Origin of the sequence: Enterobacter sp. BIDMC 30 (assembly GCF_000534355.1) — a bacterium.
GTDB classification, from domain to species: Bacteria; Pseudomonadota; Gammaproteobacteria; order Enterobacterales; family Enterobacteriaceae; genus Enterobacter; species Enterobacter ludwigii.
In genome coordinates this window covers 960026-973956 of sequence record NZ_KI973169.1, presented here as the reverse complement: position 1 = coordinate 973956, position 13931 = coordinate 960026, and the positions used below count along the sequence as shown (strand labels likewise).

Sequence of the window (13931 nt, the reverse complement as noted above, 5' to 3'; positions counted from 1 at the left end):
CAGAGTTAACGTTTTCCGCTGTGCAGCCAGAACGGCTCCTGCGAAATGGCTTCATTGCGGAAATGCTCAATCTCAATGTGCTGACGGGTTTCGATAGCATGTTTCAGCCCCTGCCAGTTCTCCAGCCAGGCCTGCGCTTTAGGGCCGTCATAGGCACCCGACAACAGCAGCATGCTGTCGATATTGCGCGACAGGCGGATCAGCTGATCGCCATACTGGTCTCCCAGCGGATACGCAAAGGTGGTTTTAAGCTCCGCCGCGTGGCGTGAAAGATGGATATCCGCGAAACGTTTGAAGTTATCTTCAATTTTGGCCTGCGCTTTTGCATCCAGGAAGGCACGCCAGCTGCGCGTCACCAGAAACTCGGTCAGCGCCAGCCTGGCGGCGGCGTTTTGCGGGCTGTAGAGCGCCGTTTGCGCGGATACGTCAGAGAGCAGCAGCGCTTCGGTCTGGGTCAGCAGGTCACGTAAGTGAGCGCTCGCTTTACGAGGTACGATGCCGCCGAACAGCGCCAGGGTATGACGCACAAGGCTCATCGCCGCTAACACGTGCGCTTTTGCGTTTTTCACATTACGCACCCACAGCTCTTCATTATAAAGCCACTGTGAGAGCGCCAGTTCCAGCGCCGCCTCCATGCCCTGCTCAACGCTGGCTTTCGGTGCCACGTGCAAAATAGTCGTCTCTTTCAGCAGGCGCGGCGCATTCCCGGCGGCCAGATGATACCCCCGCGCCGCTTTGCTCAGGCTGCCCTGACGCAGGCCCGGCTGGCTTACCAGCTTACGCGCCAGCTTCAGTACGTCCTGGACTTCACCTTCCAGCAGTTCAAGCTCCAGCTCGCAAATCGACTCCTGAAGCTCACCCGCTTTTACCTCACCCTGATCGAGGGCGATTTCAATGCGGCTTTTCCCTTCCGTTACCAGCCATTTTTCACGCCAGAAATCGGTGCTAAACAGCGGTTTCACCTCGGCGGATAAGGTTTCTGGCAGCACGCCGTCCGGCCAGACTTCTGCCGGGAAACGATCCAGCTCAAGTTCTGGCTGATTGATGTCGATATTGTATTCCGGGCGCTGATGCAAACCGCCGACCACGCGGCCAGCGATTTTCATCGTCATCTCGTAGCGCCCGTTCGCGCCACGGATGCGCAGTCCCATATCATGGCGGCGCAGCCAGTTGTCTGGCGTTTCGTAATAGATATTAAGCAGTTGTACCGGTTCATGGTGTTCGCCGGAAAGGATCTGCAGATGCTGACGGAGTGCGTCAACGCTGTCTTTTTCGACGATAAATTTTAATTCGATTTCTTGAGCCATAGCCTTGTACTTTTGCAGGCGTCACAGACGCGTCAATGAGGGCGAACTTCCTCGCCATTTGTTTGTCAGTACATAGTATTTTGCGCCAAATTGCCACGCAATGAGCAATTTGACGGGCGTAAATGTTTAGGGTCGTGACACAGATGATTCTGATTGCTGACGAATGCTTTGCGTAGAGACACTGTTGCCACTACTATCGTTCCACTATTTATGAAAATAACGACTAATGATGCTTAAATTACGCCTGATTGGACTTACTTTCCTCGCTTTTAGCGCCGCAACCACCGTGCACGCTGAAGAGAAGCGTTACGTTTCTGACGAACTGAACACCTGGGTACGCAGTGGCCCTGGAGATAATTATCGCCTTGTGGGTACGGTCAATGCCGGCGAGGAAGTGACGCTGTTACAGACCAACGCGGAGACCAATTATGGTCAGGTTCGCGACAGTACTGGCCGCACGTCCTGGATCCCACTGAAAGAGCTGAGCGCGGTGCCAAGCCTGCGCACCCGCGTGCCGGATCTGGAAAATCAGGTGAAAACGCTGACCGACAAGCTGAACAATATCGACGGTACCTGGAACCAGCGCACCGCGGAAATGCAGCAGAAAGTGGCCCAGAGCGACAGCGTGATTAACGGTCTGAAAGACGAAAATCAGAAACTGAAAAACGAGCTGATTGTCGCGCAGAAGAAGGTGAACGCCGCCAATCTGCAACTTGATGACAAACAACGTACCATCATCATGCAGTGGTTTATGTACGGTGGCGGTGTGCTGGGCGTTGGCCTGGTGCTGGGTCTGGTGCTTCCTCACCTGATCCCAAGCCGTAAGCGTAAAGACCGCTGGATGAACTAATTCGTCTTCTCTGCCAGACTTACGTATTATCTTGCGAAAAGAGAAAACGGGAGTACAGGGCGTGAAGAGTTATCTGGTCGGTGGTGCGGTACGTGATGCGTTGTTAGGTCTGCCGGTCAAAGATAAAGACTGGGTGGTGGTGGGAGCCACACCTGAAGAGATGCTTAACGCGGGCTACCAGCAGGTAGGCCGCGATTTTCCCGTGTTTCTGCACCCGCAAAGCCGTGAGGAGTACGCCCTGGCGCGTACCGAACGGAAATCCGGTTCGGGTTATACCGGCTTCACCTGCTATGCCGCACCGGACGTCACGCTGGAGCAAGATCTCCTGCGTCGCGATCTCACCATCAACGCGCTGGCGCAGGACGAAGACGGCCAGATCATTGACGCGTATGGCGGTCAGGACGATCTGCGTAATCGACTGCTGCGTCACGTCTCCCCGGCGTTTTCTGAAGATCCGCTCCGCGTGCTGCGCGTGGCGCGCTTTGCGGCGCGTTACGCGCATCTGAGCTTCCGCATTGCCGATGAGACCCTGGCACTGATGACCGCCATGACCGAGGCGGGCGAACTGGCCCACCTCACGCCAGAGCGCGTCTGGAAAGAGACGGAAAACGCCCTTACTACCCGCAACCCGCAGGTCTTTTTCCAGGTGCTGCGTGACTGTGGCGCACTGAAAGTGCTGTTCCCGGAAATTGACGCGCTGTTCGGCGTGCCCGCCCCGGCGAAATGGCACCCGGAAATCGATACCGGCGTGCATACCCTGATGACCCTGAGTATGGCTGCCATGCTCAGCCCCGAGGTGGATGTGCGTTTTTCAACGCTGTGCCACGATCTCGGCAAAGGATTAACGCCAAAAGCCATGTGGCCGCGCCACCATGGCCACGGTCCTGCCGGGGTGAAGCTGGTCGAAGGGCTTTGCCAGCGCCTGCGGGTACCCAACGAGATCCGCGATCTCGCCAGACTGGTGGCGGAATTTCACGACCTGATCCACACCTTCCCGATCCTCAAACCGGCCACCATCGTTAAGCTGTTTGATAACATCGACGCATGGCGCAAACCCCAGCGCGTCGAGCAGATCGCGTTGACCAGCGAAGCCGACGTACGTGGCCGCACCGGTTTTGAAGCCAGCGATTATCCGCAGGGGCGGCTGTTACGCGCAGCGTGGGAAGTGGCAAAAGCGGTACCGACTAAAGCGGTTGTCGAGGCGGGCTTCAAGGGACCGGAAATCCGGGAAGAGCTGACGAAACGTCGAATTCAGGCGGTGACGGACTGGAAGGAAAAGCATTGCCCTCAGCCTAAAGACTGAGGGCCGTCGGTCAGAAGAAGACCACGTAAACCGCAGCCGCCACGATAAAGCGATAGATCGCGAACGGAATAAACGAGATACGCTTAATCAACTGCAGGAAGGTTTTGATGGCGATCAGCGCCACAATAAAGGCAGTGACAAAGCCCACGGCGAACATCGGAATGTCACCCGTGGTGAGGAAGCCAATGCTTTTATAGACGTCGAGTGCGGTCGCGCCCATCATCATCGGTACCGCCAGCAGGAACGAGAACTCCGACGCAGCATAGCGGCTAACGCCCATCAGCATCCCGCCAGAGATGGTCGCGCCTGAGCGTGAAAAGCCCGGCCACAGCGCCAGACACTGGAAACAACCAATGATAAACGCCTGACGGTAGGTCATGTCATCCAGACCTTCCGCGCGTGGCGTTTTCGGCTTCAGCAGTTCTGCCGCGATCAGCAGGAAACCGCCGACGACCAGCGCATACATGACGTTAATCGGGTTAAACAGCGATTTAATGGTGTCGTGGAAAACCAGGCCCAGAACCACTGCCGGAACCATGCCAAGCAGAATATGGATAAGCGTCAGGCGACCTTTGCTTTCACCCTCGCGCTGAGGAAGACGGCCAAAGTGGATACCGATAAGCCCGAACAGACGACGCCAGAACATCACAACGACCGCCAGAATAGACCCCAACTGAATGACAACTTCAAACGTCTTTGCGGTATCGCCTTCAAAGCCCAGCAGATGGCCAACGATAATCATATGGCCCGTACTGGAAACCGGCAAAAACTCCGTCAATCCTTCGACCACACCCAGTATTGCCGCCACCAGCAGCGAGTGCATATCGCTCATCTATAAACCCCTAAAAAGATATAAAAAAAACGGTGTCCCACGCGGACAACCGTGAAAGATACAGCTTTAAGACCGGTATAACCTAAAATGGTTTAGCTATTATGACGTTAAATCTTCCCTTTCAGATTTGTGCCACGCTCAATGATCACGCCGACGTTAGCGGCACGCGCCACGGCGCCCGGTTTGCTCAACTTGATGCGTACCCACGGTGCGTTGAACTTGCTCAGCAGCAGCTCGGCCACCTCTTCTGCCACACGCTCCACCAGCGCAAAACGTTGCCCTTCGACGTGGCCCACGACCGTTTCACTGATATCGGCGTAGCTCAGACAGTCATTCACGTCGTCGCTTTTTGCTGACTTGCGGTTATCCCAGCCCATTTCGATATCGAACACGAGTTTCTGCTCAATGGTCTGTTCCCAGTCGTAAACACCAATAGTGGTGATTACCGAAAGTTGCTCTATAAATACAATATCCATCACGACCTGCCTGCTTTTTGGCTAAACCGGATACCACTTCCGGCGAATTATGCGTATTATCCACAGATGCTGAGAATACAGATACATTTTCAAAACGGAACAGCGTTATGAGTGCAATCGCGCCTGGAATGATCCTCCTCGCCTACCTTTGCGGCTCAATCTCCAGCGCCATTCTGGTCTGCCGCATTGCCGGGTTACCTGACCCGCGCGAAAGTGGTTCCGGGAATCCGGGGGCGACCAATGTACTACGAATTGGCGGCAAGGGAGCAGCCGTAGCGGTATTGATTTTTGATGTTCTGAAAGGAATGTTACCCGTCTGGGGAGCGTATGCGCTGGGCGTAACGCCGTTCTGGCTGGGGCTCATTGCTATCGCCGCCTGTGTCGGCCATATCTGGCCTGTATTCTTTGGTTTTAAAGGCGGTAAAGGCGTCGCCACCGCCTTTGGTGCTATTGCCCCAATCGGCTGGGACTTAACCGGCGTGATGGCCGGCACCTGGCTACTGACCATTCTTCTGAGCGGTTACTCATCACTGGGCGCCATCGTCAGCGCGCTGATCGCGCCATTCTATGTCTGGTGGTTCAAACCGCAGTTCACCTTCCCGGTGTCGATGCTCTCCTGCCTCATCCTGCTGCGTCATCACGATAATATTCAGCGCCTGTGGCGTCGCCAGGAGACCAAAATCTGGTCGAAGCTCAAGAGAAAGAAAAAAGACGCCCCGTAAGGGGTTAGTTATGCCTTATAACCAAATGTGATTTTGGTCACCCTCTGCCTGTGGTAACTGTTAATGACACAACACAACCACACAAAAAGAAAATGGCAGACATTACAGACACAACTCCCCTTTCAACGGCAGGACATTCGCCTGATGGCGACATCAAGTGGGTACGTAACGCCTCTGACGTTTCACGTCTGGTCAACGACGGTTCTCAGGGTCGGGCCAACGCCCGCATCGTAGTCGGTATCGCGCTGGGCGGTATTTTCCTCGATGCGTACGACCTTGGTGCGCTGGCGTTCGGCATCAAAGACATCACCCGCGAATTTAATCTTACCCCTGCCGGTACCGGCATGGTGGCCTCGGCCATTACCTTTGGTGCGATTGTCGGGGCGCTGCTGGGTGGCTATCTCACGGACAAGATCGGACGCTACCGCGTCTTTATGGCCGATATGCTGTTCTTCGTGGTAGCGGCCATCGCCTGTGCACTGGCACCGAACGAATATGCGCTGGCGGGCGCACGCTTTGTGATGGGCCTCGGCGTGGGGATCGATCTGCCGGTGGCGATGGCGTTTCTTAGCGAGTTCGCCAGGCTCAAAGGCCCCGGAAACAAGGCCTCTAGCGTGGCAATGTGGTGCCCAACCTGGTATGCCGCAATCAGCATCTCTTACCTGTTGGTGTTATTCTTCTACGCCGTACTGCCAGAAAGTCACAGCGACTGGCTGTGGCGCTTAATCCTGGGGTTTGGCGCGGTGCCTGCGCTGATGATTATCGCCATTCGTAGCCGCTACATGAGCGAGTCCCCGGTCTGGGCGGCGAATCAGGGCAACCTGAAAGAGGCGGCCGCTATCTTGCGGCAATCGTATAACATCAACGCCCACGTGCCGCAGGATGCGCTTAACCAACCGGCACCGGTGGTCAACAAGGCGAAGTGGGCAAACTATCTGAACCTGTTCCGTGGCGTCTATTTGCGACGTACCACGCTCGCTACCCTGCTCTCGGTGGTGTCGTCTTTCGCCTATAACGCCGTCGCATTTGGTCTGCCGGTCATTATCTCCAGCTTCTTTGTGCAGTCGATGCTGACCACTATTCTGATCTCACTGGTGCTAAACCTGCTGTTTGCCTTCGTCGGCGGATTGCTGGCAGTACGCTATGTTCCGCGCTTCGGCGCGTGGCGGATGTCACTGGCGGGCTACGCCTGTCAGCTTGTTGCTCTGCTGGGGCTGGCGCTGATTGGTCGTCCGGAAGGCGTATCGGAAGGCGTTATCGCCGTCGCGATGCTGGCGCTGTTCCTGTTCGGTCAGGGATTTGGGCCCGGTGCCCATACCATGACGTTTGCGTCCCTGAGCTATCCCACCTCTCTGCGCGGCGTGGGCGTGGGCCTTAACCAGACGCTGATGCGCAGCAGTTCTACGCTCTCGCTGTTTCTGTTCCCTCTGCTGGTGGCCTCTCTTGATACCGCCGTGTTCTGGGTGATCGCCCTGGCACCGTTTATCGGGCTGGCTGCGCTGCTGGCGATCCGCTGGGAACCGTCCGGCTATGATGTGGATGCAGAGGATTATCGATAACCTTCTCAACCGGCTCCTTGAGCCGGTTTTTTTATCCATAAGCGACTCATATGACAGCCTTCATTTCTGCCAGGGCATACTGAAACGTCTCCCGATGATGAGCAGATGGATGCAGCATGTTAGCAGCTCAGGTCACTGATAATTCTTACAAAGGCTGGCAGGCATCGCTTGCCCTGCAGTTTTGTTACACCCCTGAGAAAACCCTCCTGCACGCTGCTCATCACATCGGGCCCCTCACCGTACAGCGACCTTTTTATCCCGAAGGCGACACCTGTCACCTGTATTTACTGCACCCGCCAGGCGGGATAGTCGGCGGCGATACGCTGGATATTTCGGTGCATCTGGACGCGAAAAGCCATGCGCTGATCACCATGCCCGGCGCGAGCAAGTTCTATCGCAGCAGCGGCCCGCAGGCCTGTCTCAATCAGCACTTCTGGCTCGACGATGAGGCTACGCTGGAGTGGCTGCCGCAGGACACCATTATCTTTCCCGGTGCGAATGCCGCCCTGCGTTCCGTTTTTCATCTGAAGGCTTCCAGTACGCTGCTGGCGTGGGAATTGTACTGTCTGGGTCGCCCGGTGATCGGCGAAACCTTCAGCCACGGCACGCTGGAAAGCCGCCTTGAGATCTGGGTCGACGATGAGCCACGGCTGATTGAACGTCAGCACCTCAGCAATGGCGATCTCACGCCCGTTGCAGGTCTCCCGTGGGTCGGCACGCTGCTGTTCTTTCCGGCCAGGGAAGCGCACCTCGAAACGGTGCGCGAGCTGCTGACGCCGCTGAGCCACTTTGCCGGGGCAACGCTCACAGACGATCTGCTGTCGGTGCGTTTTCTCTCCCACGACAACCTGATTTGCCAGCGGGTGATGCGCGATATCTGGCAGTCGCTTCGCCCGCTTTTAACCCCCAAAACCGCCTGTTCGCCGCGTATCTGGCAGACATAAGGGAAACGTTATGGAACTGACCCCCAGAGAAAAAGACAAGCTGTTGCTGTTTACCGCTGCGCTGGTTGCCGAACGCCGCCTTGCGCGCGGGGTAAAACTGAATTACCCGGAATCAGTCGCGCTGATCAGCGCGTTTATTATGGAAGGCGCCCGCGATGGCGAAACCGTCGCCTCACTGATGGAAGCGGGCCGTCACGTCCTGACGCGCGACCAGGTGATGGAAGGCGTACCGGAGATGATCCCCGACATTCAGGTGGAAGCGACGTTCCCGGACGGATCAAAGCTCGTCACCGTCCATAACCCGATCGTATAAGGAGCGCGTGATGATCCCAGGCGAATACCAGATCCAATCCGGAAACATTGCGATCAACGTTGGGCGAGACACGCAAAACGTGATCGTCGAAAACCATGGCGACAGGCCAATCCAGGTGGGATCGCACTACCACTTTTATGAGATTAACCCGGCGCTGAAATTCGACCGGGAAGCCACCAAAGGCTATCGGCTGAATATTCCGGCAGGCACCGCCGTGCGTTTCGAACCCGGACAGAAGCGCGAGGTGACGCTGGTTCAGGTCAGCGGCGCGCAGCGTATTTTCGGCTTTCGCGGCGAGGTGATGGGAGAGGTGAAAAATGGCTGAAATTTCACGCCAGGCCTACGCCGATATGTTCGGCCCCACCACTGGCGATAAAGTGCGTCTGGCCGACAGCGAGCTGTGGATAGAAGTGGAAAACGATCTCACCGTCTACGGCGAAGAGGTCAAATTCGGCGGCGGGAAGGTGATCCGCGACGGTATGGGCCAGGGGCAGATGACATCCGACGGCTGCGTGGATCTGGTGCTGACCAACGCGCTGATTATCGATCACTGGGGGATCGTTAAAGCCGATATTGGCGTAAAAAACGGACGGATCTTTGCCGTGGGTAAAGCCGGTAACCCGGATATACAGCCCGGGGTCACGATCCCGATTGGCGCAGCGACAGAAGTGATCGCCGCCGAGGGGAAAATTGTCACCGCCGGCGGGATCGACACGCACATCCACTGGATCTGCCCGCAGCAGGCGGAAGAGGCGCTGGTCTCTGGCGTCACCACCATGATTGGCGGGGGCACGGGCCCTGCGGCAGGCACCAACGCCACGACCTGTACGCCGGGGCCCTGGTATATCGCGCGAATGTTGCAGGCGGCCGATACACTACCGGTGAATATCGGCCTGCTTGGCAAAGGTAACGGTTCCAACCCTGATGCCCTGCGCGAGCAGATCGCAGCGGGTGCCATCGGGCTGAAGATCCACGAAGACTGGGGCGCGACGCCGGCCGCCATCAACTGCTCACTGGCGGTGGCGGAGGAGATGGATATTCAGGTGGCGCTGCACAGCGACACGCTGAACGAATCCGGGTTTGTTGAGGACACGCTGGCGGCTATCGGCGGACGGACCATTCACACCTTCCATACGGAAGGGGCGGGCGGCGGACATGCACCGGATATTATTACCGCCTGCGCGCACCCGAATATTCTGCCCTCCTCCACTAACCCGACGCTGCCCTACACGGTGAATACCATCGACGAGCATCTCGACATGCTGATGGTGTGTCACCACCTCGACCCGGATATCGCCGAGGACGTGGCCTTTGCTGAATCACGCATTCGCCGGGAGACCATCGCCGCGGAAGATGTCCTTCACGATATCGGAGCCTTCTCGCTGACCTCGTCCGATTCCCAGGCAATGGGTCGCGTCGGCGAAGTGATTATTCGTACCTGGCAGGTGGCGCACCGTATGAAGGTTCAGCGCGGCGCACTGCCGGAAGAGACCGGGAACAACGATAACTACCGCGTGAAACGCTATATCGCCAAATACACCATTAACCCGGCGCTAACCCACGGGATTGCCCATGAAGTGGGCTCGATTGAGGCCGGGAAACTGGCGGATTTAGTGGTCTGGCCCCCCGCGTTCTTTGGCGTCAAACCCGCCACCATTGTGAAAGGCGGGATGATCGCCTGCGCGCCGATGGGGGATATCAACGCCTCTATCCCAACGCCGCAACCGGTCCATTACCGTCCGATGTTTGGCTCGCTGGGTGCCGCACGCCATGCGACACGGCTGACGTTTGTCTCCCAGGCTGCCGATGCGAAGGGCATTTCGCACCAGCTCAGCCTGCAGAGCGGCATAGCCGTCGTAAAAGGCTGCCGCACGGTGAAAAAGGCCGACATGATCCACAACAGCCTGCAGCCCAACATCACCGTTGACGCACAAACTTACGAGGTTCGCGTTGATGGCGAGCTCATTACCAGCGAGCCGGCAGACGTTCTGCCGATGGCCCAACGCTATTTCCTGTTTTAAGGAGTGACGATGATCTACCTGACCCAACGCCTTGACCATGCCCATCCGATAACCGCCAGCGTCACGCTGCCGATTGATGTCCGGGTAAAAAGCCGTGCCCGCGTGACGCTGAATGACGGTCGCGAAGCCGGGCTGATGCTGCCGCGCGGCCTGCTGCTGCGCGGGGGAGATCTGCTGACCACTGACGACGGCAGCGAGGTGATCGAGGTGATCGCCGCGCCGGAATCGGTCTCCGTGGTGCGCTGCGACGATCCGTTCCTGCTCGCCCGCGCCTGCTACCACCTCGGCAACCGCCACGTGCCGCTGCAGATCATGCCCGGCGAGCTGCGCTATCACCACGATCATGTGCTCGATGACATGCTGCGCCAGTTCGGGCTCGAGGTGACATTTGCCACCCTCCCGTTTGAACCGGAAGCGGGGGCGTATACCAGCGATGCCCACAGCCATAGCCATAGTCACTCTCACGCTCATTCACATTAAGGATTCATCATGCGTACGTTTTTACCTCTGTTACTGCTGGCCTTTTCTCTTCCTGCCCTGGCGCATCCCGGACACGGCACAGACAGCTTTCAGGCCGGTTTTTTCCATCCGCTGACGGGTCTTGATCATCTGCTGATGCTAACCGGTGCGGGCGTACTTTCGGCCCTGAGCGGGCGCAAGCTGCTGCTGCCTCTTGCCACTCTCGGCATGATGCTGGCCGGGGCCGTTGCAGGCAGCCTGCTTGGCGGCTTTAGCGGCATGGAAATGCTGATTATCGCCTCGCTGGCGGTCTGCGGCGCAATGATGTTTAAAACCGAAAATCGCCTGCTGTTGGCCGTGCCGGCGCTGGCAATGTTCCACGGCTGGGCGCACGGGGTAGAGATGTCTGGCCACAACTTCTGGCTCTTCACCAGCGGCTTTATGTTTGCCAGTGCCACGGTGCTGTGCGCCAGCTTCGCCGCCGGGTTGCTGCTGCGCCGTCACGACGGGTTACGTAAAACCTTTGGTGGCGGGCTGATTGTCTCTGCGCTGCTGGCGCTGATGGGCTGATGGAGCACGTCCGCCAGCGGCTGCGCCTGATGCAGCTCTCCAGCAGCAGCCTTCCGGTCGGGTCATTCACCTGGTCGCAGGGGCTGGAGTGGGCCGTTGAAGCAGGCTGGGTCCCCGATGCTGAGGCGTTCAAAAACTGGCAGATCCTGCAGATGGAGCAGAGCTTTTTCTGTGTCGATCTGCCGCTGTTTTCCCGACTTTATCAGGCGTGCGAGCAAAACGATTTGGCGACGGCAACACGCTGGACGGCCTACCTTCTCGCCTGCCGGGAAACGCGTGAACTGCGTGAAGAGGAACGCAACCGCGGGGCGGCCTTTACGCGCCTGCTCAAAAGCTGGGAGCCAGACTGTCCGGCAGAGTGGCAGACGCTGTTTATGCAAAGCCAGCTCAGCGGCATGGCGTGGCTCGGAGTACGCTGGGGCATTAGCGCCCATGAGCTGGCCCTGAGCCTGGGCTACAGCTGGATTGAGAGCGCGGTCATGGCGGGCGTCAAGCTGGTGCCGTTCGGGCAACAGGCGGCGCAGCAGCTGATTATCGACCTGAGCGACCACTTTGCTGCCGGGCTTGAACCGGCATTTTTGCGTGGCGACGACGCGCTGGGTGCGGCAACGCCGCTGTCGGCCATCGCCTCTGCGCGCCACGAAACACAATATTCACGATTATTCCGTTCCTGAGGAGACAACATGGCTGATTACAAACATCCCCTGCGCGTGGGCGTGGGCGGCCCGGTGGGGTCGGGTAAAACCGCGTTACTGGAAGCACTCTGCAAAGCAATGCGCGACACCTATCACCTGGCAGTGGTGACTAACGATATCTACACCAAAGAGGATCAGCGCATTCTCACCGAAGCGGGTGCCCTTGAGCCAGAGCGCATCGTGGGCGTGGAGACGGGCGGCTGCCCGCATACCGCAATCCGCGAAGATGCCTCAATGAACCTGGCGGCAGTGGAAGCGTTAAGCGAAAAGTTCGGCAATCTGGACCTGATCTTCGTTGAAAGCGGCGGTGACAACCTGAGCGCCACCTTCAGCCCGGAGCTGGCTGACCTGACGATCTATGTGATTGACGTCGCTGAAGGGGAGAAGATCCCGCGTAAGGGCGGCCCAGGGATTACCAAATCCGATTTTCTGGTGATCAACAAAACCGACCTGGCACCCTATGTGGGGGCCTCACTGGAGGTGATGGAGCGTGACACCAACCGCATGCGCGGCGAGCGCCCGTGGACCTTCACCAATCTGAAGGCGGGCGACGGACTGGCGACGATCGTGACATTTCTGGAAGAGAAAGGGATGTTGCGGGTGTAACCGTATAACTCCCCTCTCCCTGGCGGGAGAGGGTTAGGCATTACGCCTCCGGCAACTCCGCCAGCGGCCAGCGTGGACGTACAGAGACGCTCAGATCGGCGGTCGCGCCAGCGTTCAGACGTACCATGCCCGCGTAGGCGATCATCGCCCCGTTATCGGTACAGAATTCCGGACGGGCATAAAATACTTCCCCACCACGCTTTTGCATCATCTGCGCGAGTTTTGCACGCAACGTGCGGTTGGCGCTGACGCCCCCGGCCATCACCAGACGCTTAAAGCCGGTCTTTTCCAGTGCGCGTTTGCATTTGATCATCAGGGTATCGACCACCGCGTCTTCGAACGCACGGGCGATATCAGCACGGGTCTGCTCGCTATCGTCATTATTGCGAATGGTATTGGCCGCGAAGGTTTTCAGACCAGAAAAGCTGAAATCCAGCCCTGGACGGTCAGTCATCGGACGCGGGAAGACGAAACGCCCTTCCGTGCCCTGCGATGCCATTTTCGAGAGCATCGGACCGCCAGGATAATCCAGGCCCAGCAGTTTGGCCGTTTTGTCGAAGGCCTCACCGGCTGCGTCGTCAATGGACTCGCCGAGCAGTTCATACTTGCCAATCCCCGTTACGCTAATCAGCTGGGTATGGCCACCTGAAACCAGCAGCGCCACAAAAGGAAACGCAGGCGGATTATCTTCCAGCATCGGCGCCAGAAGATGCCCTTCCATATGGTGAACCGGAATGGCCGGCACATCCCACGCGAACGCCAGCGAACGGCCCACCGTTGCGCCGACCAGCAGCGCACCCACCAGGCCCGGGCCTGCGGTATACGCTACAGCATCAATATCAGTAGAGCTCAACCCGGCTTCTTTCAGCGCCGCCTGAATCAGGGGAACCGTTTTACGCACGTGGTCACGAGAAGCCAGTTCAGGCACGACGCCGCCGTAGTCAGCGTGTAATTTCACCTGACTATACAGTTGGTTGGCAAGAAGCCCTTTTTCGTCGTCGTAAATGGCGATGCCGGTCTCATCGCAGGATGTTTCAATACCCAGTACACGCATGACTTGTTTTACCTCGTTTCAATACCGCGCAGTGTAGGGCCAATGCGGATTGATGTAAAACTTTGTTCGCCCCAGGAAGAAGCCTCGTGTATACTCTTCACCCTTATTAAAGTCCCTTTCAAAAACGCGTCGGTGCTTTACAAAGCAGCAGCATTTGCAGTAAAATTCCGCACCATTTTGAAATAAGCTGGCGTTGATGCCAGCGGCAAACCGAATTTAT

At 57.6% G+C, this 13931-nt stretch carries 16 protein-coding genes; 12 read left to right on the top strand and 4 right to left on the bottom strand.

Going from position 1 to position 13931, the window contains the following annotated elements:
• Positions 1-5: 5 nt before the first annotated feature.
• On the bottom strand, positions 6-1307 hold the full coding sequence (locus tag L466_RS17550) for a CYTH domain-containing protein (RefSeq protein ID WP_032680271.1): 1302 nt from the start codon (positions 1305-1307) through the stop codon (positions 6-8).
• 229 nt (positions 1308-1536) lie between these two features.
• Here L466_RS17550 and L466_RS17555 point away from each other — a divergent pair, with 229 nt between their 5' ends.
• Positions 1537-2157 (top strand): TIGR04211 family SH3 domain-containing protein, encoded by a 621-nt coding sequence (locus tag L466_RS17555; protein ID WP_032681945.1) that lies wholly within the window; start codon positions 1537-1539, stop codon positions 2155-2157.
• Positions 2158-2218: 61 nt separating this feature from the next.
• Positions 2219-3460, top strand: coding sequence for a multifunctional CCA addition/repair protein (locus tag L466_RS17560; RefSeq protein ID WP_032680269.1), 1242 nt, complete (start codon positions 2219-2221; stop codon positions 3458-3460).
• A gap of 10 nt (positions 3461-3470) precedes the next feature.
• Here the strand turns inward: L466_RS17560 and bacA are convergent, their stop codons facing one another.
• The gene (bacA, locus tag L466_RS17565) at positions 3471-4292 is read right to left on the bottom strand and encodes an undecaprenyl-diphosphate phosphatase (RefSeq protein ID WP_014171656.1); all 822 of its coding nucleotides are present in this window, start codon (positions 4290-4292) and stop codon (positions 3471-3473) included.
• A gap of 107 nt (positions 4293-4399) precedes the next feature.
• Positions 4400-4768, bottom strand: a complete 369-nt coding sequence (gene folB, locus L466_RS17570) for a bifunctional dihydroneopterin aldolase/7,8-dihydroneopterin epimerase (RefSeq protein WP_020883629.1) — start codon at positions 4766-4768, stop codon at positions 4400-4402.
• A 107-nt stretch (positions 4769-4875) separates the two neighbouring features.
• Between folB and plsY the strand changes: the two genes are divergently transcribed.
• The 10 genes from plsY (at position 4876) to ureG (ending at position 12657) form a co-directional block, all read left to right on the top strand.
• Positions 4876-5490 carry a glycerol-3-phosphate 1-O-acyltransferase PlsY gene (gene plsY / locus L466_RS17575; RefSeq protein ID WP_020883628.1) on the top strand — a complete coding sequence of 205 codons (615 nt, stop codon included), beginning with the start codon at positions 4876-4878 and terminating at the stop codon, positions 5488-5490.
• Positions 5491-5582: 92 nt separating this feature from the next.
• The gene (locus L466_RS17580; protein WP_032680268.1) at positions 5583-7049 is read left to right on the top strand and encodes an MFS transporter; all 1467 of its coding nucleotides are present in this window, start codon (positions 5583-5585) and stop codon (positions 7047-7049) included.
• A gap of 116 nt (positions 7050-7165) precedes the next feature.
• Positions 7166-7993: an urease accessory protein UreD gene (locus L466_RS17585; protein ID WP_014171660.1), complete on the top strand. Its 828-nt coding sequence runs from the start codon at positions 7166-7168 to the stop codon at positions 7991-7993.
• Between the two features lie 10 nt (positions 7994-8003).
• Positions 8004-8306 (top strand): urease subunit gamma, encoded by a 303-nt coding sequence (locus L466_RS17590; RefSeq protein ID WP_003862556.1) that lies wholly within the window; start codon positions 8004-8006, stop codon positions 8304-8306.
• 10 nt (positions 8307-8316) lie between these two features.
• Positions 8317-8631 carry an urease subunit beta gene (locus L466_RS17595; RefSeq protein WP_020883624.1) on the top strand — a complete coding sequence of 105 codons (315 nt, stop codon included), beginning with the start codon at positions 8317-8319 and terminating at the stop codon, positions 8629-8631.
• Positions 8624-10327, top strand: a complete 1704-nt coding sequence (ureC, locus tag L466_RS17600) for an urease subunit alpha (RefSeq protein ID WP_032680266.1) — start codon at positions 8624-8626, stop codon at positions 10325-10327. Before L466_RS17595 ends, ureC begins: the two co-directional genes overlap by 8 nt.
• A gap of 9 nt (positions 10328-10336) precedes the next feature.
• Positions 10337-10807: an urease accessory protein UreE gene (gene ureE, locus L466_RS17605; protein ID WP_032680264.1), complete on the top strand. Its 471-nt coding sequence runs from the start codon at positions 10337-10339 to the stop codon at positions 10805-10807.
• 9 nt (positions 10808-10816) lie between these two features.
• Positions 10817-11356 (top strand): HupE/UreJ family protein, encoded by a 540-nt coding sequence (locus tag L466_RS17610; RefSeq protein ID WP_032680263.1) that lies wholly within the window; start codon positions 10817-10819, stop codon positions 11354-11356.
• Complete coding sequence (locus L466_RS17615) at positions 11356-12030, top strand: urease accessory protein UreF (protein WP_032680262.1); 675 nt, start codon at positions 11356-11358, stop codon at positions 12028-12030. Before L466_RS17610 ends, L466_RS17615 begins: the two co-directional genes overlap by 1 nt.
• Positions 12031-12039: 9 nt before the next feature.
• A complete protein-coding gene (ureG, locus tag L466_RS17620; RefSeq protein WP_014171666.1) occupies positions 12040-12657 on the top strand; it encodes an urease accessory protein UreG in 618 nt (205 codons plus the stop codon).
• Between the two features lie 40 nt (positions 12658-12697).
• Here the strand turns inward: ureG and tsaD are convergent, their stop codons facing one another.
• Positions 12698-13711 carry a tRNA (adenosine(37)-N6)-threonylcarbamoyltransferase complex transferase subunit TsaD gene (gene tsaD / locus L466_RS17625; protein ID WP_020883618.1) on the bottom strand — a complete coding sequence of 338 codons (1014 nt, stop codon included), beginning with the start codon at positions 13709-13711 and terminating at the stop codon, positions 12698-12700.
• Between the last annotated feature and the right edge of the window lie 220 nt (positions 13712-13931).

Excerpts from the sequence above, each read along its gene's own strand:
- L466_RS17580 (WP_032680268.1), top strand. The coding sequence starts at position 5,583 with ATGGCAGACATTACAGACACAACTCCCCTTTCAACGGCAGGACATTCG.
- bacA (WP_014171656.1), bottom strand. The coding sequence starts at position 4,292 with ATGAGCGATATGCACTCGCTGCTGGTGGCGGCAATACTGGGTGTGGTC.
- folB (WP_020883629.1), bottom strand. The coding sequence starts at position 4,768 with ATGGATATTGTATTTATAGAGCAACTTTCGGTAATCACCACTATTGGT.
- tsaD (WP_020883618.1), bottom strand. The coding sequence starts at position 13,711 with ATGCGTGTACTGGGTATTGAAACATCCTGCGATGAGACCGGCATCGCC.
- ureE (WP_032680264.1), top strand. The coding sequence starts at position 10,337 with ATGATCTACCTGACCCAACGCCTTGACCATGCCCATCCGATAACCGCC.
- L466_RS17555 (WP_032681945.1), top strand. The coding sequence starts at position 1,537 with ATGCTTAAATTACGCCTGATTGGACTTACTTTCCTCGCTTTTAGCGCC.
- L466_RS17585 (WP_014171660.1), top strand. The coding sequence starts at position 7,166 with ATGTTAGCAGCTCAGGTCACTGATAATTCTTACAAAGGCTGGCAGGCA.
- L466_RS17595 (WP_020883624.1), top strand. The coding sequence starts at position 8,317 with ATGATCCCAGGCGAATACCAGATCCAATCCGGAAACATTGCGATCAAC.
- plsY (WP_020883628.1), top strand. The coding sequence starts at position 4,876 with ATGAGTGCAATCGCGCCTGGAATGATCCTCCTCGCCTACCTTTGCGGC.
- L466_RS17610 (WP_032680263.1), top strand. The coding sequence starts at position 10,817 with ATGCGTACGTTTTTACCTCTGTTACTGCTGGCCTTTTCTCTTCCTGCC.
- L466_RS17615 (WP_032680262.1), top strand. The coding sequence starts at position 11,356 with ATGGAGCACGTCCGCCAGCGGCTGCGCCTGATGCAGCTCTCCAGCAGC.
- ureC (WP_032680266.1), top strand. The coding sequence starts at position 8,624 with ATGGCTGAAATTTCACGCCAGGCCTACGCCGATATGTTCGGCCCCACC.
- ureG (WP_014171666.1), top strand. The coding sequence starts at position 12,040 with ATGGCTGATTACAAACATCCCCTGCGCGTGGGCGTGGGCGGCCCGGTG.
- L466_RS17550 (WP_032680271.1), bottom strand. The coding sequence starts at position 1,307 with ATGGCTCAAGAAATCGAATTAAAATTTATCGTCGAAAAAGACAGCGTT.
- L466_RS17590 (WP_003862556.1), top strand. The coding sequence starts at position 8,004 with ATGGAACTGACCCCCAGAGAAAAAGACAAGCTGTTGCTGTTTACCGCT.